Here is a 23,585-nt window from a genome sequence, read left to right on the forward strand (position 1 = left end):
CGAACGTATCGCACTGTTGGTGTAACACGATGGCGAGCGCAGCGACGAAAGAGAACATCGAGACTGCACGGGCGATGTACGACGCGTTCAACAGCGGCGATCTGGAGACAGTGATGAGCAATATGGCGGACGACGCCGAGTGGATCGAACACGACGGGTCACGGTTCGCGGGCACCCACCGCGGCCCCGACGCGATCCTCGCGAACGTCTTCGCGCCGGTGATGGAGGGAATGGAGACGTTCGAGGCGAAGACCGAGCGGTTCATCGAAGACGGCGACACCGTCGTCGTGCTCGGATCTAACGAGGGCGTGGTGGCGGAGACGGGGAACTCACTCTCCGCGAAGTTCGCGCACGTGTGCGAGTTCGAAGACGGGAAGATGACCCGGTTCGAGAACTACACCGACACCCACGCGTGGGAACGGGCGTACGGCGAGTAGGCGAGACGGCAGACCTGACGGACGGCGACATCCCGGCCAGAAACGGTCGTCGATGCGAATTTTGCGTTTGACCGAACCAACCGAGAAGCGTCGCCACCGCGTTCGCCCCGTTACTCCACGAGACGCTCGATTTCGGTGACGAGGATGTCGCTCGCGCCGACGCGTTTCAACTCGGAGATGGTCTCGAACACCTGCCGTTCGTCGACGACCGCGTGGACGGCGACGTGGTCCGTCTCGCCGTCGGCGACGTCCATCACGGTCGGGCCGCCCATCCCCGGCAGCACCTCCTTCACGTCCGGAAGTCGCTCGCGCGGCGCGTTCATCATCAGATAGCGCTTGCCCTCGGCGGCGATGACCGACTCGAAGGCGGTGACGATCTGTTGCACCTTCGCATCATCAGCCACGTCCGGCCGGGCGAACAGGCGCACCGAGGACGCGAGCACCTCGTCGACGATTGCGAGGCGGTTCACCTGCAGCGTCGTCCCCGTCGAGGTGATGTCGACGATGGCGTCGGCCATATCGACGTGCGGTGTGAGTTCGGTCGCGCCCGTCACCTCGACCACCTCGGCGTCGATGCCCTTCTCCTCGAAGTAGTCGCGAGTGATCCGTGGGAATTCGGTGGCGACGGTGCGCCCGGCCACGTCCTCGGGATCGGTGATGTCACCGTCTTCGGGGGCCGCGAGGACGAGGCGACAGCGACCGAAGCCCAAGTCGAGGAGGTCGACGAGGTCGTGGCCCGACTCGCGTGCCTGGTCGAGGCCGGTGATGCCGATGTCGGCGGCGCCGTCGGCGACGTACTCGGGGATGTCGGCGGCACGCGCGAACAGGACGGTCACGTCGGGGTCGACCGTGTCGGCGTACAGTTGGCGGTCGGCGGTGTTCTCGATGTGGAGGCCCGCGCGTTCGAGCACCTCGATGGTCGGGTCGTGGAGACGGCCCTTGTTGGGGACGGCGATGCGCATAGCCGGAGGTTGCGGGCGGCGGCCTACTGTCTTTCCCTCGCGGACGCCGGGACGCCCGGCCCGGACGACCTGGAGCGACAGCGCTTTGACACGCGGACAGGCATCCGGGTGTATGGTCCCCCTCCAGTCGGCCGGGTCGCCGCGGCTCGGGTTCGCGCTCGTCGTGTGGACGCTTCTGTGTACGGTCGGCCTCGTCGGCGGCGGCGTCGGGAGCGCCGTCGCTCGTCGCCTGTCGAATCCCGTTCGGGCGTATCGACTCCTGTATCAGGCGCTCCTCTTCCCGTTGGGGTTGTTCGCCTACGGCGCCCTCGCAGTCGGAGATTTCGGACTCGCGGTCACTGACCCGTTCCTCGCCGTCACCGGCGCGCTCTCGGTCGTCGAGATGGCGACCGCCGAGTTTCTCACCGCCCTCGCCGCGAGCGGTGTCGTCCTCGTCGCCTACTTGCCGACCGTCGGCGGCGTCGCCGACGCGCGCGACATCGACCTGACTCGGCGCGGCGCTGCCGCGTCGATGACGCGGTACCTCCTCGGCATCAGCGCCGTCTTCGCGGTTGTGTTTACGGTCTTCCGAGTCGCTATCGACCGCGGATCGCCAGGGCTCGTGGTCGGGGTCGGACTCCCCCTGTTCGTCGTCATCCTCGCCGGGGCGTCGCCGTGGGTCATCACCGCCGTGCGGACGACCGAACGCCCACGCGGCGCAGTCGGCGACCGGATCGACCACCTTCGCGACCACGCCGGCCTCGGCGACGGCGTCGGGGACGATGGCGTCCGAGGTGTCCGCGTCATCGACACCGACGAGGAGGCGAACGCGAGCGCCCACGTCCGCGGCCTCGGGCCGCGCCGATACCTGTTCGTGACGAGCACGTTCCTCGACGCCTTCGAAGACGACACCGCAGTCGCGTTGCTGGCGATTCAGGCCGGACGCGTCCACTCGCGGTCGATGTTGCGCCGGATGTCCGGCGTCGTCGCCGCCGCCGTCCCGCTAGCGTTCGGCCTCTCGGGCGAGACAGTGAACTGGACGTTCGTCGCTCTCGCGCCAGTTGCGCTCCTCGTCGGTCTCTGGCTCGCTCGTCGCGGGACTCGCATCGCCGACGACGTCGCTGCCGAACGGGTCGGCCCCGCCGCAGTCGCAGACGCGCTCGCACGGTGGGCGGCGTTCCACTCGTTGGAGCCGTCGCGTCGCCGGATTCCGAACCCGATTTCGGCGTCAGTGCCGCTCGGCGACCGGATCGACCGCCTCCGCGAGCGTGCAGAAACGACAGACGGAGACGCGTAGCCCGCCTTCGCCTGGGAGTTGCTGGGATTCGGGTCAGATCGCTCGCAGAACGAGCGCCGCCGCCAGCGCGAGCAACACCGCGGCGGAGCCGAACCGGACGACACAGGCCGCTCGTCCGGCCACCATCGCTCCGATCCGACCTGCGAGCGACCCGACGACAGAGAGGTACACCGCCGCGAGGAGCGCGTACACCAGCCCCAACAGGAGCATCGTCATCGTCTCGCCCTCGCCCGCGAAACCGGGGAGGAACGCGAGAAAGAACAGCGCCACCTTCGGGTTCGCGACGTTCGTGAGCAGACCGCGCCGGTAGCCTTCGACCGCGCCGCCGGTGCCGCCGTCGGTCCGGGCCGTGTCTGTGGTCGTGGCGTCCGGATCGGTCGCGTCGAACGCGTCGCTTCGGACGGTGTCGACCGCGAGCCAACAGAGATACGCCGCGCCCCCGAGCGTCACGACGGTCGCCGCGGTCGGCACCGCCCGATAGAGGGCCGCGAGGCCGAGCGCTGCCGCCGTCGCGTGGACGAGGACGCCCGTGGCGACGCCGAGTGCCGCACCGACGCCTGCCCGTGAGGAGGCGAACCCCCGCGTCAGGACGACGAGCGTGTCCTGACCGGGGACGAGCACGAGCGCTCCCGCGGCGACGACGAACGCGGCGAGCGTGGGGGCGTCGAGACCGAACACGCGTCGGCGTTCGCGGCGGCCGGTGAAGGCGTTTCGGTGCCGGGCGGCGTCACGTCGGCATCGCGCCGGAACTGCGCCAAATCCCCACCGGGGCCGTCGCGTCGAGCGACAGGGAAGCCTTTACCGCTCGGACTGCTACGGGCAGGCAAGACCAATGGTACTCGACGATCTTGGGAGTTCTCTCCGGGGCACGATGGACACGCTCCGCGGGAAGTCCCGCATCGACGAGGAGGACGTGCAGGAGGTCGTCAAGCAGATCCAGCGCTCGCTGCTGTCGGCCGACGTGGACGTCGACCTCGTGATGGACCTCTCGGACAGCATCAAACACCGGGCGCTCAACGAGGACCCGCCCGGCGGTACGACTGCCCGCGACCACGTCCTCAAGATCGTCTACGAGGAGATGGTTGCACTCATCGGCGAGTCGACCGAGATTCCCCTCGAAGAGCAGACGATTATGCTCGCCGGCCTCCAGGGGTCGGGGAAGACGACCACCGCCGCGAAGATGGCGTGGTGGTTCTCGAAGAAAGGCCTGCGCCCGGCGGTCATCCAGACGGACACCTTCCGCCCCGGCGCGTACGACCAGGCCAAACAGATGTCCGCGAACGCCGAGGTGGAGTTCTACGGCGACCCCGACTGCGACGACCCCGTCCAGATCGCTCGTGAGGGGCTGGAAGCGACCGCAGACGCCGACGTTCGCATCGTCGACACCGCGGGTCGCCACGCCCTCGAAGACGACCTGATCGACGAGATTGAACAGATCGACGACGTGGTCGAACCGGACCGCTCGCTGCTCGTCCTCGACGCCGCCATCGGGCAGGGCGCGAAAGAGCAGGCCCGCCAGTTCGAGAAGTCCATCGGCATCGACGGCGTCGTCATCACAAAACTCGACGGGACCGCGAAGGGTGGCGGTGCGCTGACCGCGGTCAACGAGACTGGCTCGTCCATCGCGTTCCTCGGCGCTGGCGAGACGGTCCAAGACATCGAGCGCTTCGAGCCGAACGGCTTCATCTCCCGACTGCTCGGGATGGGCGACCTGAAGCAGTTGTCCGAACGGGTCGAGCGTGCGATGGCCGAGACCGAAGAGGACGAAGACTGGGACCCCGAGGACATGATGAAAGGGGAGTTCACCCTGAAGGACATGCGAAACCAGATGAAGGCGATGGACAAGATGGGTCCACTTGACCAGGTCCTCGACATGATCCCCGGCCTCGGCGGCGGCCTGATGGACCAACTCCCGGACGACGCGATGGACGTGACGCAAGAGCGGATGCGCTCGTTCGAGATCGCGATGGACTCGATGACCGAGGAGGAACTGGAGAACCCCAAGGTCATCAAGAGCGACCGCCTCCAGCGCATCTCCCGCGGGTCGGGCGTCCCCGAAGACCGCATCGAGGAGTTGCTCGAACAACACCGGATGATGAAGCGGACGATGGACCAGTTCGGCAATATGGGCGACGGCGACATGCAGCGGATGATGAAGAAACTCCAACAGCAGGGCGGTGGCGGCGGCGGTGGCGGCCTCGGCGGGATGGGGCCGTTCGGATAGCGCGTCACCGGGCGCACCGTCGCACCGTCAGCGTCGGTCGCCGTGTGACCGACGGCACCTATTAGTTCACATACATTGACACAGTTGGTGTGAGCTACGCAACTGTCAACTACCGCGACGTCGACGCCGTCGGCGGCGGGATGCACTTCCTCCGCGACGCCCTCGGGTGCGAGCACGTCGGCGTCACCGTCGTCGACTGTGAGCCGGGGTGGACCGGGAAGGAACACGACCACGCCGAGGGTGACCACGAGGAGGTGTACGTCCTCGTCGAGGGCGAGGCGACCGTCACCGTCGACGGAGAAGACGTGGAGATGACCGGCGGCGACGCGATCCGGATCGACCCGGGCGCGACGCGGCAGATCCACAACGGCGACGCCGAAAGCACGTTCGTCCTCGTCGGCGCTCCGTAGGCACGCGAGCGCGTCGCTCGCGCGAACGGCCGCTTCCGCGCGGCTTTTCACGCCGAACGACCTCCCCCGAACCGAATGGGGACCGACGGGTCACGCCTGCGCACGCTCGCCGACTACGACGTGCTGGCGCTGACGGCGCTCATCTGGTTCCTCGCGAAGTTCCTCCGCTACGCATTTCCGCCGCTGTTCCCCACCTTCCGCGAGACGTTCGGCGTCTCCAACGCCGCACTCGGTCTCGCGTTCACCGCGATGATGACCGTCTACGCGCTGATGCAGTTCCCCAGCGGCGCACTCGCCGACCGCGTCGGCGCGCGCCAAGTCATCGTCGCCGGCGTCGGCGTCGCCGGCACGGGAGCGCTCGTCCTCGCGGTCCCGGTCCCCGACGCGTTCGCCCTCGCCGTCATCGGCGGCGGGATGCTGCTCGTCGGGGTGGGGACGGGCGCACACAAGACCGTCGCCGTCCGCCTCCTCTCGCGACTGTACCCCGCACGAACTGGGCGGGCGCTGGGCGTCCTCGACACGTTCGGCGCGTTCGGCGGCGTCGCCGCCCCCGCCGCTGTCGTCGCGGTCACGGGTGTGACGGTCGCGGGCGTCCAAGTGGCAGGCGTCGACTGGCACACGCTGTTTCTCGTTGGGGCCGTCACCGCCGGCGGTCTCGCCGCCGTGTTCCTCCGACGCGTTCCGCGTGCGGAGGGGGCGGCCGACGACGACGCGAGCACTGAGGGGTCGGGCGGCGTCCGCCAGTACCTCGCGCTGTTTCGTCGCCCGGCGTTCACCGCGTTCGTCGTCGTCACCATCTGCTTCTCGTTCGCGTACAACGGTGCAGTGGCGTTCCTCCCGCTGTATCTCACCGACGCCGCCGGTCTGCCCGAGACGACCGCCTCCCTGCTGTACAGCGGTCTGTTCGTCGTCTCGCTGGTTCAGTTGGTGACGGGCGACCTCTCCGACCGCGTCGGACAACTCCCGGTCATTGCGGCGACGCTCGCGCTGGGAGCCGCCGGTCTCGCCGCGCTCTTGACGTTCTCGGGCGTCCTCGCGGTCGGTGCGGCCGTCGTCGCCTTCGGCCTCGGCTGTCACGGCTTCCGACCGGTCCGCGGGGCGTACCTCTCGGCGGTCATCCCGGAGTCGTCTGCGGGCGGCGGCCTCGGTGTCGTCCGGACACTGCTGATGGGCGCGGGCGCGCTTGCCCCGGCGGTCGTCGGGTGGGTCGCAGACGCGACGGGGTTCGGCGCGGCGTTCGGCCTGCTGGCGGCGGCGATGGTCGCCGCCGTCGTCGGTACCGGCGTCGTCGCCGTCGTCGATGGGTCAGCGGGGTAACTCGGAACGACTCAGTCGTCGTCCGCGGCGGCCCCTTCCGTGCACTCGGCCGTCCACGCGCGGTTGACCGCCGCGACGAGGTCGTCGATACCCTCCGAGTGGACCGGCGTCTGCGGGATACGGAGCGGTGAGACGCTCACGTCGCCGGCGACGACGGCCGCGCGGTCGGACCACGCGGGGTACGATCCGCCGATGTCCGCGAGCGTCGGGTTGCGCCCAGCGTACTCGAAGCGGGCCCAGAAGTCGGATTCGAGGCGCCAGTCGCCGTCGTGTCGCTCGCGCTCCTCGTCGGTCGCCTCGCGCACCTCGACGCCGTAGTCTTCGACCGGTTCCGTCAAGCGGAGGTCGCCGCTGGTCGCACTCATCGGCGCGTTCACCGAGAGGTAGTCGGCCTCCGCCAACTCCGCACGCGGCCGGGATGCGTCGTCGTCGTCGGCATCGGGTTCGGAGAGGACGTGGTCGGCGAGGAGTCGGGTGATACGCGCCGGCGCCTCGAAGGTGAACCCCTCGGGCGGGAAGAACTCCTCGCGGTGGTACGCCGAGACGGCGAGTGCGGGGACGCCGAGGTACGCCGCCTCGACGGCCGCGCCGACGGTCCCCGAGTGACCCATTATGTACTCGCCGCAGTTGGGGCCGTGGTTACATCCGGAGACGACCAGATCGAACTCCGTCTCCATCGCACGCAACGCGTAGGCGACGCAGTCGGCCGGCGTCCCGTGGACGGCGTAGCCCCACTCGTGGTCGTCTACGTCGACCGCGCGCGAGCGTGCACGCCCCACGCCGGACTGGTTGTCCGCGGGCGCGACCACGGTCACGTCCGCGACGGCGCGCAGTTCTTCGTACAGCGCCGCGAGGCCGGCGGCGTCGATGCCGTCGTCGTTCGTCAACAGCACCTTCGAATCGGTCATTACCGGAGCCACGGAAGCGCCGGGCAAGTGCGCGTCGGTCCCCGCCGCGGGCACCCGACTTTTGTCACGCCGGCACGTCGGGTGAGTCGATGGGAATCCGTGAGACCGCGCGCAAGGCGTACCGCGAGGCGTTGCCGGCGCTCGCGGCCAGTCTCGTCGGCGGTCTCCTCGCGGGCGTCGTCCTCGGCGGGATGCGCGCAGAACTGCGCGCCGTCGAGGGGTTGCTCGTCCTCGTCCCCGCTCTCCTCGCGACCCGCGGGAACGTCTACGGCAGTTTCGGCGCGCGCGTCTCCACCGGCCTCCACCAGGGCCTCGTCGAACCCCGGGTGCGCGCCGGCGACGAACGCCTCCGGCGTGCAGCCACCGCCGCCCTCGTGAACGGTCTGCTCGCGTCGACAGTCGCGGCCGTCCTCGCGTTCGTCATCCTCACCGTCCTCGGTGCGCCGGTCGCACCGCTCCCGATGCTGGTCGGCATCGCACTCATCGCTGGCCTCCTCTCGGGGACTGCGCTGACCGTCGTGGTCGTCGTCGTCGTGTTCGCGGGGTATCGCCGCGGGCGCAACCCCGACACGCTCGTCGGTCCCATCGTCACGACGACCGGCGACGTGTTCGGCGTCCTGTTTCTGTTGGTGGCCGCGCGGACCGCGCTCGCGGCCGCCGGCCTTCTCGGAGGTGGCGGGTAGATGCCGACCGACTGGACTGTCCGCGCCATCACCCGCGCGATGTTACCCGTCTTGCTCGTCCTCACGGTGGTCGAACTCGGCTCCGGTCTCGTTCTTGGGGCGTTTGAGGACCGACTCCTCCGTTCGCCGTCCTTGCTCGTCCTCGTCCCCGTCACCATCGGCACCGCGGGGAACCTGGGTTCGATCCTCGCCGCGCGACTGTCGACGGCGTTCCATCTGGGCACGCTCTCGTTCGACCCGCGCGACGACGAACTCGCGGGCAACGCCATCGCCACGGTCGCCCTCGCAGTGACGCTGTTTCCCGTCATCGGCCTCGGCGCGTGGGCACTCGCCGGCCTCGTCGACGAACCGACGCTCTCGGCGTGGACCGTGCTCACGGTGGCGTTGTCTGCTGGCGTCACACTCGCAGTGCTCGCGGTCGGCGTCACCCTCGTCGCCACCTACGCGGCCTACCGCCTCTCGCTCGACCCCGACGACGTGGTCATCCCGGTCGTCACCAACGTCTGTGACGTCCTCGGCGTCGTCGTCCTGTTCGCGGCCGTCCTCGTGTTCGCGTGAGCATCAGGCGCGAACGACTCACTCCGGGAGGACACGGACCGTCCGCGTGCGCGGGCCGTCGCACTCCACGAGGAGGACCGACTGCCAGCGACCGAGTGCGAGGTCGCCGTCGACGACCGGAACGGTGACGCTCTCGCCCAACAGGAGCGCCCGGAGGTGCGAGTCCGCGTTGCCGTCGAGTTCGTCGTGTGCCCATCCCTCGTCGGGCGCGAGACTCTCGACGAACCGCTCGATGTCGTCGAGCAGTCGCCGCTCCGCCTCGTTGACCACGAGGCCGGCGGTGGTGTGTTCACAGAAGACGGTGCAGGTGCCGGTCGCGTCGGCGGGAACTGCCGCGCGCACGCGGTCGGTCACGTCGTGGACGGCGGTGTGGCCGTCGGTGTCGATGATGAACGTCTCCATACGCTCCGTCCGTCGCCGACCGCCAAAACACCCACCGCGGGGTCCGCCACAGCGACTTTGCTGTTCCCGGCCCTCCACACAGATATGGTCGTAGTCAGCCACACGGTCCGGGTCGGCGCCCCCGTCGACGAGGTGTTCGCACACGTTGACGACCCCGAGAACCACGTCGAGATGACGCCGAGCATCACCGCCGTCTCGAACGTCGAACCGCTTGACAACGGCGGGAAGCGACTCGACTACACCTACAAGATGGTCGGCGTCTCTCTCACCGGGACGATGGAGACGCCCGAGTACGCCGAGAACAACCGGATTGTCTTCGAGATGGACGGCGACCTCTCGGGGACGCTGACGTGGACGTTCGAGGCCGTCGACAGCGCGACGGATGTGACGTACACCGCCGAGTACGACCTCCCCGGCGGCGTGCTCGGGAAGGTCGCCGAACCTATCGCCGTCCGGTACAACGAGCGCGAGTTGCGGACGACACTGGAAAACCTCCGCGACAGACTCGAACTCGGTCGGTGAGACGCGTCTCGGCGGTCCGGTCGCCTCAGCGCCGGTCGGGGTCGATGGGCGTCCCGTCTTCGGTCGGCGGCGCGAGGTGGTCGATATACTCCTCGGGCGACGGCGAGCGGACGTCGACAGTCACATCGATGTCGCCGAGTTCGTCCGCCTCGCCAACGGCGAAGTTGATGACGCCCTGGAACGCCGCCTGCTTCTTCAGGCTGAACGTGAAGCCACCTTCCGTACGGTTGCGCTCGAACTCGCGGCGAGCGGTGTCGAGAATCTCCTGTTCGTGGAGTTTGTCCGAGAAGGCGTCCAACGTGTGCGTCTCGGCGACGAGTTTCCCAGGTTGTGAGACGAACTCCGCGTTCGGGAACAGCGTCTCGACGGCGTCGCGCACACGGTCGGTGACCTCGGTGTCGCGCACCGGCGTTTCGATGCGGGCGTCGACGCTGTAGACGGTCGTCATTCGCGCACCTCCGCTGTCCCGGCGACGACGCCGCGAACGCGCTCGCGGAACGCCTCGAGTGTGTCGGTGTTGTCGATGGTGACGTCTGCTGCGTCGATGACCTCGCCCATCCCGAAGTCGAGTTCGCGCGCCTCGCGGTCTTTCAACGCCTCAATGTCCATATCCGACTCGTCGCGGCCGCGCGCGCCGAGTCGCTCCGCCCGCACGTCGAACGGCGCGGTGATGGCGACGAGCGTGAAGTCGTCGCCGAATCGCTCGCGGAAGCGTTCCAACTCGATGGGCGCACGGAGGCCGTCGACGAGGACGGCGTCGCCCGTGGCGTCGGCGGCGGCAGCCTCGATGAGCGGGAGCGACCGCTCGGCGATGGCGGCTGGGCCGTTCTCCTCGCGCAGCGCCTTCGCGACCGCGCCGTGGTGTTCCGCGGGGTCGAGCCCGCGGTCGCGACACTCCGCGCGGATGACGTCCCCCATCGTGACTACGGGGACGCCCTCCTCTTCGGCGACCGCGGCGGCCTCGCCTTTCCCACTTCCGGGCAGGCCGACCGTTCCGATGACTCGCATCACCCGTGGTTCGCTAGTGGCCCGATTAAACCCTGCGAGACGAGCGACGGCGATTCGCGCGGCCGCGACCGCGCCGTTTTTGACCACCGCCACGATACCATAGGCCCGAGGGCGCGTAGCTCAGTCCGGATTCAGAGCGTCGGACTTCTAACCGCACCGGGCTTCCGGCGCGGGGAGCCATCCGACGGTCGCGGGTTCAAATCCCGTCGCGCCCGTGTTCCGTGTCGCGAACATCGTGAGCAACCGTACCCGCGTCGTGTCGTCGCCCGCAGGACAAGACCTTCACCGGCGCGGCGCGTTCTACTCGGTATGACACAACGGTCACTCCTGACACGCGCCCTGTGGTTCGTCGTCGTCGGCTGGTGGGCCACGCCAATCGTGGTCAACGCCGCGTGGTTCCTCAACGCGACGATCATCGGGATTCCGATCGGAATCAAACTCGTCAACCTCGTTCCCACGGTGTTGACGTTGAAAGAGCCCCGGGCGCTGTCGGCGCCAGAGTCGGGTCGTGGACAGCGCTCGCTCGTCGTCCGCGGCGCGTACTTCGTCCTCGTTGGCTGGTGGCTCAGTTTCATCTGGGCGAACGTCGCCGCGTTCCTCGCGGTGACGGTCGTCGGCCTGCCAGTCGCCTACTGGATGTTCAACCGCCTGCCGTACGTCACGTCGCTGTACCGCTTCGACGGGTGAACGACGACGGAGCGACTTCGCTGTTCAGCGAGACGTAGGAGTTGGCCGCTGGGCACACAGCACCAGCGGCCCGAGTGGAACGGGAGCGCGGCCGCTCAAGAGTCGACGGACAGTTGGAGTGAAAGAGAAGGTCGGTCGTGTGGGCTTGGACAGCGGTCTCAGTATCGCGACGGCAGGTACGCGAGGCCGATGAGGAACACTGCCGAGACGCCACTGAGGATGGTGATGCCCCACAGTCCGTTCGTCATCCGGGTCTGCATCGCGGTCTCGTCTTGGTACTGCTCGTACGTCTCGAAGTTCGTCGACAGCACCATCGTGGAGTTGTCCGGGAAGTACGCGAAGTACTGCGTCGAACCGACGGTCACCTGCGCCTTGTCGGCGACAGAGATCTCGTTCGTCCGCGGTGCGGTGTACGTGAGCGTCGCCGCCTCGGGCGTCACCGAGTCCACGGTCGCGGTATTGTTCTCGATGTTGTCGACCTCGTCACCGACTTCGTACTCGCGCGTGTCCGGTTCGGGGAAGTACTCGTCGACGGGGATCAGGTTGCGACTTCCGTTGTCGCCCGCACGCTCGACGACGTACTCGGTCCCGTCGACGGTCGTCGTCTCGTTCTCGACGTCGGTGTCGTTCTGGAGGATGGCCGCTCGGTCGATGCTCTCAACGAGCGTGACCGAACTGGAAGCGTTGTCGGTCGTCACGGCCCAGTCGGTACCTTCGTAGGTGACAGTCGAGCCGTTGGCCCACTCAACGGTGTAGCGAGCCGACTCGTTGGTGAACTCGATGGTCCCCGAGCGCACAAGGTGGGCTTGGCCACCGCCACCGTGGCCGCCACCGTCACCACCCTCCATCTCAGCGGAGATTCCGGAGACGGTGTACTCCTGTCCGTTCAGCGTGAACGAGTCACCCTGACCCAGTTCGTGTTCGGGGTTCTCGAAGGAGAGCTGTGGCGCACTCGCTGTTGCGATGAGCGAGAACGAGGCCGCCCCCACGACGAGGAAGAACGCGACGTAGATGGCCGCGGCGCGTCGTTGCATATCGGGATGACGGGTCGCCCGGAGTTTAACCGTTTTCTTTCCGCGAACGTGACTGCGCGGCTACGCGGTCGCGCGGTCGATACAAAAGAAGCCAAGGGCCGGATTTGAACCGGCGTGGTTCTCCTCTGCAGGGAGATGCGTATGGCCGGACTCTGCCACCTTGGCGCAGTTCGAACTGAGTCGTGTGAAGCGTTTAAGCCTAGCGGATTACCCCGTCTCCGATCAAGCGGGCGCTGTCGCTCACGAGTGGTGAGCCACGAGTGTGGCTGTCTGTAAATGAAGAAAGCCCACCAGCGCGGTGCTGGTGGGCTTGAAGTATGAGTGGTGGGCGGCGAACCGGTGTTTCCAGAGGCTCTCGCACTCCAGGACTGGCCGGAACGCTGGCGGGCTTAACTTCCGTGTTCGGGATGGGTACGGGTGTGCCCCCGCCGCTATGGCCGCCCGAAGGCCGACCATCGGGAACGATCCGATGTAGTGCCAACGTCGGTCTATACGACCGTAATGTACGTGCAATCCAGGTAACGCCTGGACCCGTTCACGGGTCCCAGTGCATATGAGTGTGGCTTGGTCTGTTAGTGCTCGCGGGCTGAACGTCTCGTTGCCTCGACGCGTACACCCCGAGTCTATCGAACTCGTCTTCTACGAGTGACCTCAGTGGTACTTCTTTTCCAAGTGGGTTTCGAGCTTAGATGCGTTCAGCTCTTACCCCGTGTTGCGTAGCTTCTCGGCAGCTGCCCTCTCGGACAACCGATACACCAGTGGCAACCATTCGTAGTTCCTCTCGTACTATACGAACGTTCTCGTCAAGTACCGTAACACCCCCAATAGATAGCAGCCGACCTGTCTCACGACGGTCTAAACCCAGCTCACGACCTCCTTTAATAGGCGAACAACCTCACCCTTGCCCGCTTCTGCACGGGCAGGATGGAGGGAACCGACATCGAGGTAGCAAGCCACGCGGTCGATATGTGCTCTTGCGCGTGACGACTCTGTTATCCCTAAGGTAGCTTTTCTGTCGTAAATCCGGGCCATTGAGGCCCTTGATCCGTTCGCTAGACCACGCTTTCGCGTCAGCGTCACTCGCTTGGAATGACACTGTCAGACTTCCTTGTGCTCTTGCGCTCTTCCGCGGGTTCCTGTCCCGCGTGAGGAAATCTTGGGGCGCGCTCGATATCTTTTCGAGCGCGTACCGCCCCAGTCAAACTGCCCGGCTACCGGTGTACTCCTCCCGGAGTGAGGGTCGCAGCCACTAACGGGTAGTATTTCAGTGATGTCTCGGTGGTCCGCTGGCGCGGATACCTGTGTAATGACTCCTACCTATCCTGCACGTTAGCGGCCACGTCCCAGCGACAGCCTGCAGTAAAGCTCTATAGGGTCTTCGCTTCCCCTTGGGGGTCTCCAGACTCCGCACTGGAACGTACAGTTCACCGGGCCCAACGTTGGGACAGTGTGGCTCTCGTTGATCCATTCATGCGAGTCGCTACTGAAGCGACAAGGTACTACGCTACCTTAAGAGGGTCATAGTTACCCCCGCCGTTGACAGGTCCTTCGTCCTCTTGTACGAGGTGTTCAGATACCTGCACTGGGCAGGATTCAGTGACCGTACGAGTCCTTGCGGATTTGCGGTCACCTGTGTTGTTACTAGACAGTCGGAGCCACCGAGTCACTGCGACCTGCCCCGTAGAGGGCAGGCATCCCTTATTGCGAACGTACGGGACTAACTTGCCGAATTCCCTAACGTCGGTTGCTCCCGTTGGTCTTGGCTTGCTCTGCCAGGGTACCTGTGTCGGATCTCGATACGAACATCACGCTCGTCTTTTCACGGACCCCTGGTAACGCCTACTTGCGCTATCCTCGTCTTCTTCCGCTTCGTGCCGTTACGGCTTCCACGGAATTCACGAGTTCGACTGGGCGAGTGCCCAGCTAGACGGTTCCGGAGGTGTCGACTTTCAGTGCGTGATGGCACTGGAATATTAACCAGTTACCCGTTCGTCCGGTTCGAATTACGGCCGGACTTAGGATCGGCTAACCCTCGGCTGATTAGCAGTGCCGAGGAACTCTTACCCTTCAGACCTTCGGGGTTCGCACCCGAATATCGCTGCTACTGTGACCAGGATTGTCGTTACTGAGTGGTCCACGCGAGCTCTAGCCCGAGCTTCCATCCACACAGTACGCCGACCTACACGATCCCTCGGTGAAGAGGGCGGTTAGGTATCAGAAGTGGATTTGAGTCCCGTTCATTTTGGGCGCCTTGAACCTCGGCCGGTAAGCTGTTACGCTTTTCTTAGCGGGTAGCTGCTTCTAAGCTCACCTCCCGGCTGTTTAGGGCTCAAGACTACCTTCAGAGGATTACACTTAATCCACATTTTGGGTCATTAACCTAACTCTGGGTTGTTCCCCTCACGGTGCCCAAGCTTACCCCGGGACACCGGACTCCCTCCGTCAGCGGCGTTCGTACGTTCGGAGTTCGACAGGGAGGCCGACTCCTCTCGGAGGCGGGTCTCCCAATCGGTGGCTCTACCGCACGAACTACCTCAGGAGAGGTCATGCTTCGACATGTTTCGGTCGGAACCAGCTGTTGCCGAGTTCGATGGGCCTTTCACCCCTACTCCAAGATCACGTGAGGGTATTGTAGGACACCAACACTAACGGGCCTCCACGTGCCTTTCGGCACGCTTCACCCTGCCTCGGAGTAGATCACTCGGTTTCGGGTCGCACCCTTCCGACTCCCCGCGCTTGAACACGGCGGCCCTCGCAATGCTGCGGCCTTGTCGGTTTCCCTGCGCCTTCCTCGATAATCGAGTTAGACTCGCCGGAAAAGTGCACTCCCTGGTTCGTTTTTCAAAACGCACGACGGAACTTCGGCTCCTCACTCGTCTTACTGGAGACTCGCGTCTCGGTCATTCTGAGTGAGGCCTTTTAAGCCCCGTCGCTCTATCGCCAACTGATTTCAGGCCCTATTGCACCGCCCTTCTCGGGGTGCTTTTCAGCGTTCGCTCACGCTACTTGTTCGCTATCGGTCTCGAGGAGTGTTTAGTCTTCTCAGTCGATGCCTGAGATATTCACGAGGGATATCCAACCCCCGCTACTCTGGGAACTGATCCGCAGGCCGTGTTCGTGATACGGGACTGTCGCCCTGTATCGTGCTCCGTTCCAGGAGACTTCTCACGAACTCGAACTGCTTGGTATCAGCCCTAACACCACATTGCCCGTGAGGGCTTCGGTTTGGACTGTGTCGCGTTCACTCGCCGTTAGTAACGACATCTCGGATTGATTTCTCTTCCTGCTCCTACTGAGATGTTTCAATTCGGAGCGTTCCCCATTGCGCAAGGCAATTGTAGAGGGATTCCCATTCGGACATCCGTAGTTCTTCGCCTCCATGCGGCTCCCTACGGCTTATCGCAGCTTGGCACGTCCGTCTTCGGCTCTCGAGCCGAGCCATTCACCAGTTGGCACAGTAGCCAATTGACTGATGGTACACTGTGACCCGGTGAACGGGTCCAGTGGACGTCTGGATTGCACGTACATACGGTCGTCATCGCACGTCACGTGGGTGTCACGCGAGCGTGCTCAACCCTTCCCATCCCCGCTCTCGCGGGATGGTGCATCGGTCTTGCGTCGGGATTTATCGTATCGCCGTCTGCCGTATAAGGCACACGGTTCACGATGAACCCCGAAGACATGGACCCACTGGGATTCGAACCCAGGGCATCCTCCTTGCAAAGGAGGCACTCTACCACTGAGCTATGGGCCCACCCCCATCAGGGGGTGAAGCGAGCCTCGATAGTTCGAAGGTGCCCGATTGGCGTCGGGAACCGGACCTGAAAGGTGAGCCAGGGCGTCGCCCTGGTCTCGATCTGTGGAGGTGATCCAGCCGCAGATTCCCCTACGGCTACCTTGTTACGACTTAAGCCCCCTTGCGAAGCCCAGATTCGACCTGGCAACCCAGGCCTCATCCGGACCTCACTCGGGTGCTTTGACGGGCGGTGTGTGCAAGGAGCAGGGACGTATTCACCGCGCGCTTGTGACACGCGATTACTACCGAATCCAGCTTCATGTGGGCGAGTTTCAGCCCACAATCCGAACTACGACCAGGTTTCTGAGATTACCGTCTCCTTTCGGAGTAGGAACCCATTGTCCTGACCATTGTAGCCCGCGTGTAGCCCAGCCCATTCGGGGCATACTGACCTACCGTTGCCCGTTCCTTCCTCCGCCTTGGCGGCGGCAGTCTCCCTAATGTACCCAACGACCTCAGGGGTCTTGCTGGCAATTAAGGATGCGGGTCTCGCTCGTTGCCTGACTTAACAGGACGCCTCACGGTACGAGCTGACGGCGGCCATGCACCTCCTCTCTGATCGTCTGCTAAGCTCATCACACTGAGCTTCATTCGAACAGTCGGGGCTGGTGAGATGTCCGGCGTTGAGTCCAATTAAACCGCAGGCTCCTCCGGTTGTAGTGCTCCCCCGCCAATTCCTTTAAGTTTCATCCTTGCGGACGTACTTCCCAGGCGGCTCGTTTCTCGGCTTCCCTACGGCACAACACAGACGCGTAGTCTGCGTCGCACCTAACGAGCATCGTTTACAGCTGGGACTACCCGGGTATCTAATCCGGTTCGAGACCCCAGCTTTCGTCCCTGACCGTCGGAGCAGTTCTCTCAAGATGCTTTCGCCATCGGTAGTCCGTCCAGGATTACGGGATTTCACTCCTACCCCGGACGTACTTCTTGAGTCTCCCTGTCCCAAGCCGAGCAGTTTTCGCCGGACGCCTACCAGTTGAGCTGGTAGATTTCCCGACGAACTTGCCCGGCCGGCTACGGACGCTTTAGGCCCAATAAAATCGGTCATCACTCGAGCTGCCGGTATTACCGCGGCGGCTGGCACCGGTCTTGCCCAGCTCTTATTCGTGTACCACCTTACGGTGCACAAAAGCGAAGGCACTATGCCTCCGCACTTGGAGTCCCCCTATCGCACTGTCGTGCAGTGTAAAGGTTTCGCGCCTGCTGCGCCCCGTAGGGCCCGGAATCTTGTCTCAGATTCCGTCTCCGGGTTCTTGCTCTCACAACCCGTACCGATTATCGGCACGGTGGGCCGTTACCCCACCGTCTACCTAATCGGCCGCAGCCTCATCCAACGGCGTCGGAACATTTCCAACTCCCTGCGTTCCAGCGTGAGAGTAGTATCCAGGATTAGCCTCAGTTTCCCGAGGTTATACTGGTCCGTTGGGTAGATTGGCCACGTGTTACGGAGCTATTCGCCACGGGTCTGAACCCGTGCGACTAGCATGGCTAAATCGGACTCCAATAGCAATGACCTCCGGCAGGATCAACCGGAATGTTCTCCCCGTGAAGGGAGGGTTGGCGGGAAATCACGCGCAAAGCGTGATTTCACCATTGCTTGGTCCAAGTTCGGCGACACCAATCGGGTGACACCGAACTATCGAGGCTCACATCAGATACCGTCTTGCGGCGGACCACAGGGGCGGAATCCTCATCTCTTGCGGATATCAACATACTCCGAGAGGGTACTTAACCCCTTCGAAGCACGTCGATGGAAGCGAATCGTGGTGGAATTGAACCACCGTGACTCGCAACGTGTCTTCGCACTTCGTTCCGAATGCCCTGATACTGATAAGGGCGTCGGAACGTCCTCCGACACACCCCAGAAGGGTGTGCCGTGTCGGCCGGGGCATCCCGGCGCGACCTTCGCATTTCTTCGAATGGCAGGGGAACATAAAAGGCCGTCGTCTCGACGGCACTACGTTATGCGGTTTCACGCGTCGCGGTGATAAATAACCGTGTACGACCAACCGGCGTAGTCAAGCGATTATCCTCTCGCGTGCACGCACGCGAAGTCGGCGACTGTCGAAACAGTACACAAAGAACCGTCGGCGCTCTCGGGATCAGTTCTCGAGGTGTTCGATGCCCTGTTTGGCGACGTTCGCCTCGGTGATCTCGTCGGGCATCCAGTCGGGTTTGTTGGCCGGCGCGGTTTCGCGCCAGGACCATCCCTCGTAGATGTGGACCTTGTCGGTCCCCTTCTCCCGGAGCCGGAGTTCGATTCGTTCCGCCGCGTCCTCGGAACTCGCTGGTTCCAGGCGACGAGCGGCCTTCAGCGCCGCCTGTCGCGGCGTGTTCCCTGAGAAGACGCTCTCCTCGGATCCATCACTCTCGCGCAGCGCGAAGTTCCGCTTACCGTCCTCACGTACCATGGTTTTTCGCCTCCGTGTTAAGGGAACACACACTGTATGATAAACGTATCGGGGAAATTACCCCTCCAGCGCGGAAAGATTCATATACGGTTTGCTCACGTGACCAGATGGTAAGCGCCGGCGAGAACCAGAAATCGGGGGCCACATCGGAGTACGTCTCACTGTCACGGCGCTGGCTGTTCCCTTCTGAACCAGTCAGCGTAGGAGCACTCCACGGTCGGCGTGGCGTAAACAACACTTATGTGTCTCGTCGGGCGACTCTCCCGATACTGAAGCCGATGGTCCGGAAGAAGACGCTCAGCCCGAGTGGCGCAAAGGACGAGAACGGCGAGTACCACAACGTCCACGTGAACCTCCACGAGGATGAACTCGCCGTCGCCGGATTGGAAATCGGCGACGAGGTGTTCGTTCGCGTCCGAGACGGCAAGATTATCATTCAGAAAGCGGACCCCGACGAGGTCGAACACGACTTCTGACACCGGGTGATCCCCGCAGTTCAAGACGCCCCCGGACCGACCTCCGGGTGAGCACCGATATGAGGGCCTACGACCTCGCGAAGCCGGCGCTGTATGCACTGCCGGCCGAAACCGCCCACGAGTACACCCAGCGGCTTCTCCGTACGGTACAGGGAACGCCCATCGAATCGCTTCTGCGTGACCGGTACACCGTCGACGACTCGCGTCTGCACACCGAAGCGTTCGGACTCGACTTTCCGACACCAGTCGGCGTCGCCGCCGGCTTCGACAAGAACGCCCGAGTACCGCGCGCGCTCGCGTCTCTCGGCTTCGGACACGTCGAGGTGGGCGGCGTCACTGCCGAGCGTCAACCGGGGAACCGACGGCCCCGGATGTTCCGCCTGCGCGAGGACGAGGCCATCGTCAACCGGATGGGCTTCAACAACGACGGCGCAGACATCGTCGGTGACCGTCTCGACGCCGAACCCGCTCCCGACGTTCCTCTCGGCGTCAACGTCGGGAAGTCGAAGTCCACGCCTCTGGAAGACGCCGCAGACGACTACCTGTACACGTACGACCGCGTCGGCGACCACGCCGACTACGTCGCCGTCAACGTCTCCTCGCCGAACACGCCCGGCCTGCGCTCCCTACAGAACCGCGAGTCGCTCGAACGTATCCTGGGAACGCTCTCGGACGCTGGTGCGGACCCACTGCTCGTGAAGTTCTCACCGGACCTGCCGACCCCGGCCATCGAGGAGGCCCTCGCCGTCGTCGACGACCTCGATCTGGACGGCGTCATCGCGACCAACACGACGACGGAGCGCCCCGAATCGCTGAAGAGCCCCCAGCAGGCCGAGCGCGGTGGCCTCTCGGGCAAACCGATCGAGTCCCGCGCGACGGAGATGATCCGCTTCATCGCAGAACGGACCGACGTACCTGTCGTCGGCGTCGGCGGCGTCTCCGACGCCGAGGGCGCGTACGCGAAGATTCGGGCTGGCGCGAGCCTCGTCCAACTGTACACCGGTCTCGTGTACGAGGGACCGAGCCTCGCGCGCGACATCAACGAAGGCGTCCTCGAACTGCTTGACCGGGACGGCTTCGACTCCGTCGCCGACGCGGTCGGCGCAGACTTGTAAGGACCAACCGCTCCGCCGTCTTACGCGAGAACGTTGTTGATCAGGACTACCGCCCACAGGAACGCGAGCAGTATCCCGAGCAGCGTAAACGACAGTCGTTCGGTCACTGCAGGCCGGTCGGCGTCGCTCGTGAGCGCCCGCGCGAACGACACGACCAGCGCAGCCCCGACGAGAATTCGAACTGTGGTCTGAAGCGCGGAGTCAGCACCCGTGGCGAACTCGACGCCGCCGAGGACGACCTGTAGCGCGCCGACGACTATCCACGCAGACAGCGAGAGCGTCGAGCGTCTCACGCGGAGAGCAACACCACGGTCGTGAGTGCTGCCGAGACGACGCCCGCGAACACGCCGATGGCGACGAACAGCGGTCGGGTCGCAAGGCCGTTCAGGTCGTCACCACGGACGAGCGCACGGCCGAACACGCCGACGAGCAATACGCCGGCCAACACGGAGAACAGCGGGTCCGCGGGACCGCCTCCGGTCGCATACTGGAAGACGCCGAGGACTGCTTGTGAGGCACCGGCGAGGACGAAGCCACCGAGCGAGAGCGCACGTCTGTTCACGGCCAGAGTGCGACGTGTCGGCAAAAGAGGGTTCGGGTCCGAGTCGCGTTCAGGTTCGGTTCAGCGCCGTTACTCGCTGTCGTCGTGGACGATGACGACGGCGTCCTCCGGTTGGAGGAGTTCCCCGGTGCCCGAGTACTGGCGCTCGCGTTCGACCTCGAACAGGTCGGCACCGAGCGTCTCGTCGGCGACGTGGAGGTCGCCGTCGGCAATCTCGTACTCTCCTTGCGCGATGGCGGCCTCGATGTCGCCGACCTTCTCGCCGAACTGCGGGCCGACCTGCGCGTAGTCGAGGTCGATACCGGTGATCACCGATTCGATCTCTGGTTCCTCCTCGAGGACGGTCAGTTCCCCGACGTTCATCACGCCGCGCACGTCGTCGGCGAACGCTCCGAGGTCACCCTCGCCGTACACCTCAACGCGGTCGACGGCGGCGTTGAGCGGCAGTCCGCGCTCGCTCTTGTAGCGGCGGAGTGCCCCGACGACGGACATCGCGGCGACGCCCGCGTCGTGGTCCGCTTCGACGCCGAGCGGGTCGGGCCACTCGCGCAGGTGGATAGAGTCGAAGTCGTCGCCCGCCTGCGCGTCGGCGTACATATCCTGCCACAGTTCCTCGGTGACGTGCGCGAGCATCGGCGCGAACAGTTTGAGGAAGCGTTCGTGGGCGACCGACAGCGTGTAGCGGGCGGCTGGGTCGTCGTCGTCTGCCTCTCTGACACGGGTCTTGGCGACCTCGAGGTAGTCGTCACAGAACGTGTGCCAGAAGAAACTGCGGAGGCCGTCGCGGGCCTTCGAGAACTCCCGGTGCTGGAACTGTTCGGTGAGCGTCTCGGTCAGGTCGTCGAGTTCCGCCAGGAGCCAGCGGTCGAGTTCTCGGAGGTCGTCGTGCGCGAGGTCGGGTCGTTCCTCGGACCCGCCACCCACGAGCGACTCGACGAGTTTCGACGCGTTCCAGAGTTTCTGGAGGAGTTTCTCGCCCGCGCGGAGGTCCTTCTCCTTGAACGGGAAGTCGTCGCCGACGGCGGTCCCCGCGGCCCAGTAGCGCGTGGCGTCGACGGGGAACTGTTCGAGGACCGTCTCCGGTTCGACGACGTTCCCCAGCGACTTCGACATCTTCTCGCGGTTCTCGTCCAGGACGTGCCCGTTGATGAGCGTCTCGTGGAACGGCACCTCGTCGGTGTGCTCGTAGCACTTGACGACGGTGTGGAACAGCCAGAAGCTGATGATGTCGTGGCCCTGCGGCCGCATATCGAAGCGGTACAGTTCCGGATGCTCCATCGTGTACTCGGCGGCCTCCTCGTCCCAGTCCCAGCCAGCGTTGATGAGCGGCGTGAGGCTGGAGGTGGCCCACGTGTCGAGGACGTCGTCTTCGGGGACAAACTCGTCGTGACCACAGGCGGGACAGGCGTCGACCGGCGCGTCGTCCGACAGCGGGTCGACCGGCAGGTCGGCCTTCTCGGCGAGGACCTCCTCGTCGCAGTCGGCGCAGTACCAGACGGGGAACGGGATACCCGAGGAGCGCTGGCGGGAGATGAGCCAGTCCCACTGGAGACCCTCGACCCAGTGTTCGTACCGGGTGAACATCTTGTCGGGGAACCACTCCATCTCGCGGCCCGCCTCCAGGTACTCGTCGGTCTTGTCGAGCAACTCGATGTACCACTGCTCGGTGACGAGGAACTCGACGCTCGTGCCACACCGCTCGTGGACGTTGACCGTGTGCTCGATGGCGCGGCGGTCCAGCAGGGCGCCCGCCTCGTCGAGGTCGTCGACGATAGCCTCACGGGCTTCGCCAGAGTGGAGGCCCTCGTACTCGTCGGCGACCTCGGTCATGTGACCGGACTCGTCGATGGCGACCCGGAGGTCCAAGTCGTGGACCTGGTACCACTCGATGTCGTTCTGGTCGCCGAACGTACAGCACATCACGATACCCGACCCCGTCTCCATATCCACGCGCTCGTCGGCGAGGATGGGGACTTCGTGCCCGAACAGCGGAATCTCGGCGGACTCGCCGACGAGGTGCTGATTGTCGTCGTCGTCGGGGTGGACGAAGACGGCGACACAGGCGGGAAGCAGTTCCGGGCGCGTCGTCGAGATGGTGAACGCCTCGTCGCTTCCGGCGACGGGGAACTCGATGTCGTGGAAGTGCGAGTCCTGTTCGTCGTCCTCGGTCTCGACCTGCGAGATGGCAGTCTCACACTCCGGACACCAGATGGCGGGCGCCTTCTCGCGGTACTCGCGACCCTGTTCGTACAGGTCGATGAACGACAGTTGCGAGATTCGCTGGACGCGCGGTTCGATAGTCTGGTAGGTATGGTTCCAGTCGACGGAGACACCCAGTCCCTGGATGTTCTCGGTGAACTGCTGTTCGTACTGGGCACAGACCTCGCGACACTTGCGCTGGAACTCGCGGCGCTCGAAGTCCTGGTGGCGGATGTCGAGTTCCTCTTCGGTCAGGCGCTCGCTCGCGATGCCGTTGTCGTCGTAGCCGAACGGGAAGAACGTCATCTCGCCGTTCATCCGCTCGAAGCGGGCGACGAAGTCCTGCAGCGTGAACCCGTACAGGTGGCCCATGTGGAGGTCCCCGGATACCGTCGGCGGCGGGGAGTCGATGGAGAAGACGGTGTTCGGGTCGGTCGCAGCCTCCGCGTCGTACGCGTACGTCTCCTGATCGACCCATCGCCGTTGCCACTCGGATTCGGCGGTCTCCGGGTCGTAGTCCCCACTGGGCATTTCACACGTACTTCCCCGGAACGCCTGTTAAGCGACTCGGTTGCTCGTGAGGTCGTCACACGGGTCG

At 64.8% G+C, this 23,585-nt stretch carries 22 protein-coding genes, 3 tRNA genes and 3 rRNA genes; 12 read left to right on the forward strand and 16 right to left on the reverse strand.

Going from position 1 to position 23,585, the window contains the following annotated elements:
- Positions 1 to 29: 29 nt before the first annotated feature.
- A complete protein-coding gene (locus P0D77_RS02575) occupies positions 30 to 437 on the forward strand; it encodes a nuclear transport factor 2 family protein (RefSeq protein WP_277554603.1) in 408 nt (135 codons plus the stop codon).
- A gap of 110 nt (positions 438 to 547) precedes the next feature.
- Here the strand turns inward: P0D77_RS02575 and hisG are convergent, their stop codons facing one another.
- Positions 548 to 1,399, reverse strand: a complete 852-nt coding sequence (hisG, locus tag P0D77_RS02580) for an ATP phosphoribosyltransferase (protein WP_277554604.1) — start codon at positions 1,397 to 1,399, stop codon at positions 548 to 550.
- A 112-nt stretch (positions 1,400 to 1,511) separates the two neighbouring features.
- Here hisG and P0D77_RS02585 point away from each other — a divergent pair, with 112 nt between their 5' ends.
- Positions 1,512 to 2,675 carry a peptidase gene (locus tag P0D77_RS02585; RefSeq protein WP_277554605.1) on the forward strand — a complete coding sequence of 388 codons (1,164 nt, stop codon included), beginning with the start codon at positions 1,512 to 1,514 and terminating at the stop codon, positions 2,673 to 2,675.
- Between the two features lie 33 nt (positions 2,676 to 2,708).
- On the opposite strand, the gene P0D77_RS02590 is transcribed toward P0D77_RS02585, so the two are convergent.
- A complete protein-coding gene (locus P0D77_RS02590) occupies positions 2,709 to 3,353 on the reverse strand; it encodes a LysE family translocator (RefSeq protein WP_277554606.1) in 645 nt (214 codons plus the stop codon).
- Between the two features lie 154 nt (positions 3,354 to 3,507).
- On the opposite strand from P0D77_RS02590, the gene P0D77_RS02595 reads away from it, so the two are divergent.
- From P0D77_RS02595 to P0D77_RS02605, 3 genes are all read left to right on the forward strand, one after another.
- On the forward strand, positions 3,508 to 4,899 hold the full coding sequence (locus tag P0D77_RS02595) for a signal recognition particle protein Srp54 (RefSeq protein WP_277554607.1): 1,392 nt from the start codon (positions 3,508 to 3,510) through the stop codon (positions 4,897 to 4,899).
- A gap of 89 nt (positions 4,900 to 4,988) precedes the next feature.
- Positions 4,989 to 5,309 carry a cupin domain-containing protein gene (locus tag P0D77_RS02600; RefSeq protein ID WP_277554609.1) on the forward strand — a complete coding sequence of 107 codons (321 nt, stop codon included), beginning with the start codon at positions 4,989 to 4,991 and terminating at the stop codon, positions 5,307 to 5,309.
- Positions 5,310 to 5,384: 75 nt separating this feature from the next.
- Positions 5,385 to 6,626, forward strand: coding sequence for an MFS transporter (locus tag P0D77_RS02605; RefSeq protein ID WP_277554610.1), 1,242 nt, complete (start codon positions 5,385 to 5,387; stop codon positions 6,624 to 6,626).
- Between the two features lie 11 nt (positions 6,627 to 6,637).
- Here P0D77_RS02605 and surE read toward each other — a convergent pair whose 3' ends face one another.
- Entirely contained in the window at positions 6,638 to 7,534 is an 897-nt protein-coding gene (gene surE, locus P0D77_RS02610) for a 5'/3'-nucleotidase SurE (RefSeq protein WP_277554611.1), read from the reverse strand.
- An 89-nt stretch (positions 7,535 to 7,623) separates the two neighbouring features.
- Here surE and P0D77_RS02615 point away from each other — a divergent pair, with 89 nt between their 5' ends.
- Both P0D77_RS02615 and P0D77_RS02620 read left to right on the forward strand, forming a co-directional pair.
- Complete coding sequence (locus tag P0D77_RS02615; RefSeq protein ID WP_277554612.1) at positions 7,624 to 8,217, forward strand: magnesium transporter; 594 nt, start codon at positions 7,624 to 7,626, stop codon at positions 8,215 to 8,217.
- Complete coding sequence (locus tag P0D77_RS02620) at positions 8,218 to 8,775, forward strand: magnesium transporter (RefSeq protein ID WP_277554613.1); 558 nt, start codon at positions 8,218 to 8,220, stop codon at positions 8,773 to 8,775. It abuts the gene before it with no gap.
- A gap of 18 nt (positions 8,776 to 8,793) precedes the next feature.
- Here P0D77_RS02620 and P0D77_RS02625 read toward each other — a convergent pair whose 3' ends face one another.
- Positions 8,794 to 9,177, reverse strand: a complete 384-nt coding sequence (locus P0D77_RS02625; RefSeq protein WP_277554614.1) for a secondary thiamine-phosphate synthase enzyme YjbQ — start codon at positions 9,175 to 9,177, stop codon at positions 8,794 to 8,796.
- An 84-nt stretch (positions 9,178 to 9,261) separates the two neighbouring features.
- Here P0D77_RS02625 and P0D77_RS02630 point away from each other — a divergent pair, with 84 nt between their 5' ends.
- A complete protein-coding gene (locus P0D77_RS02630) occupies positions 9,262 to 9,699 on the forward strand; it encodes an SRPBCC family protein (protein WP_277554615.1) in 438 nt (145 codons plus the stop codon).
- Between the two features lie 25 nt (positions 9,700 to 9,724).
- Here the strand turns inward: P0D77_RS02630 and P0D77_RS02635 are convergent, their stop codons facing one another.
- Together P0D77_RS02635 and P0D77_RS02640 are read right to left on the reverse strand one after the other, a co-directional pair.
- On the reverse strand, positions 9,725 to 10,147 hold the full coding sequence (locus P0D77_RS02635; RefSeq protein ID WP_277554616.1) for an RNA-binding domain-containing protein: 423 nt from the start codon (positions 10,145 to 10,147) through the stop codon (positions 9,725 to 9,727).
- The gene (locus P0D77_RS02640; RefSeq protein WP_277554617.1) at positions 10,144 to 10,707 is read right to left on the reverse strand and encodes an AAA family ATPase; all 564 of its coding nucleotides are present in this window, start codon (positions 10,705 to 10,707) and stop codon (positions 10,144 to 10,146) included. Before P0D77_RS02640 ends, P0D77_RS02635 begins: the two co-directional genes overlap by 4 nt.
- Positions 10,708 to 10,816: 109 nt before the next feature.
- Here P0D77_RS02640 and P0D77_RS02645 point away from each other — a divergent pair.
- Both P0D77_RS02645 and P0D77_RS02650 read left to right on the forward strand, forming a co-directional pair.
- Positions 10,817 to 10,922: transfer RNA gene (locus tag P0D77_RS02645), tRNA-Arg, on the forward strand.
- A 94-nt stretch (positions 10,923 to 11,016) separates the two neighbouring features.
- Positions 11,017 to 11,394, forward strand: coding sequence for a YccF domain-containing protein (locus P0D77_RS02650; protein ID WP_277554619.1), 378 nt, complete (start codon positions 11,017 to 11,019; stop codon positions 11,392 to 11,394).
- A gap of 158 nt (positions 11,395 to 11,552) precedes the next feature.
- Here P0D77_RS02650 and P0D77_RS02655 read toward each other — a convergent pair whose 3' ends face one another.
- The 7 genes from P0D77_RS02655 to P0D77_RS02685 form a co-directional block, all read right to left on the reverse strand.
- The gene (locus P0D77_RS02655) at positions 11,553 to 12,428 is read right to left on the reverse strand and encodes a hypothetical protein (RefSeq protein WP_277554620.1); all 876 of its coding nucleotides are present in this window, start codon (positions 12,426 to 12,428) and stop codon (positions 11,553 to 11,555) included.
- Positions 12,429 to 12,517: 89 nt separating this feature from the next.
- Positions 12,518 to 12,593: transfer RNA gene (locus P0D77_RS02660), tRNA-Cys, on the reverse strand.
- Positions 12,594 to 12,751: 158 nt separating this feature from the next.
- Positions 12,752 to 12,873 (reverse strand): 5S ribosomal RNA (gene rrf, locus P0D77_RS02665).
- A 109-nt stretch (positions 12,874 to 12,982) separates the two neighbouring features.
- Positions 12,983 to 15,898 (reverse strand): 23S ribosomal RNA (locus P0D77_RS02670).
- Between the two features lie 212 nt (positions 15,899 to 16,110).
- Positions 16,111 to 16,182: transfer RNA gene (locus tag P0D77_RS02675), tRNA-Ala, on the reverse strand.
- A 106-nt stretch (positions 16,183 to 16,288) separates the two neighbouring features.
- Positions 16,289 to 17,760, reverse strand: a 16S ribosomal RNA gene (locus tag P0D77_RS02680).
- The 16S, 23S and 5S rRNA genes sit together here with 2 tRNA genes alongside, the layout of an rRNA operon.
- A 566-nt stretch (positions 17,761 to 18,326) precedes the next feature.
- On the reverse strand, positions 18,327 to 18,635 hold the full coding sequence (locus tag P0D77_RS02685) for a non-histone chromosomal MC1 family protein (protein WP_277554621.1): 309 nt from the start codon (positions 18,633 to 18,635) through the stop codon (positions 18,327 to 18,329).
- A gap of 278 nt (positions 18,636 to 18,913) precedes the next feature.
- On the opposite strand from P0D77_RS02685, the gene P0D77_RS02690 reads away from it, so the two are divergent.
- The gene (locus P0D77_RS02690) at positions 18,914 to 19,111 is read left to right on the forward strand and encodes an AbrB/MazE/SpoVT family DNA-binding domain-containing protein (RefSeq protein WP_277555721.1); all 198 of its coding nucleotides are present in this window, start codon (positions 18,914 to 18,916) and stop codon (positions 19,109 to 19,111) included.
- A 59-nt stretch (positions 19,112 to 19,170) separates the two neighbouring features.
- A complete protein-coding gene (locus P0D77_RS02695) occupies positions 19,171 to 20,226 on the forward strand; it encodes a quinone-dependent dihydroorotate dehydrogenase (protein WP_277554622.1) in 1,056 nt (351 codons plus the stop codon).
- Positions 20,227 to 20,246: 20 nt separating this feature from the next.
- On the opposite strand, the gene P0D77_RS02700 is transcribed toward P0D77_RS02695, so the two are convergent.
- The 3 genes from P0D77_RS02700 to P0D77_RS02710 form a co-directional block, all read right to left on the reverse strand.
- Entirely contained in the window at positions 20,247 to 20,519 is a 273-nt protein-coding gene (locus P0D77_RS02700) for a hypothetical protein (RefSeq protein WP_277554623.1), read from the reverse strand.
- Complete coding sequence (locus tag P0D77_RS02705) at positions 20,516 to 20,788, reverse strand: hypothetical protein (RefSeq protein ID WP_277554624.1); 273 nt, start codon at positions 20,786 to 20,788, stop codon at positions 20,516 to 20,518. The genes P0D77_RS02700 and P0D77_RS02705 overlap by 4 nt, the downstream gene beginning before the upstream one ends.
- Positions 20,789 to 20,857: 69 nt before the next feature.
- A complete protein-coding gene (locus P0D77_RS02710; RefSeq protein ID WP_277554625.1) occupies positions 20,858 to 23,518 on the reverse strand; it encodes a valine--tRNA ligase in 2,661 nt (886 codons plus the stop codon).
- Positions 23,519 to 23,585 lie beyond the last annotated feature (67 nt).

Origin of the sequence: Halobaculum limi (assembly GCF_029490015.1) — an archaeon.
GTDB classification, from domain to species: Archaea; Halobacteriota; Halobacteria; order Halobacteriales; family Haloferacaceae; genus Halobaculum; species Halobaculum limi.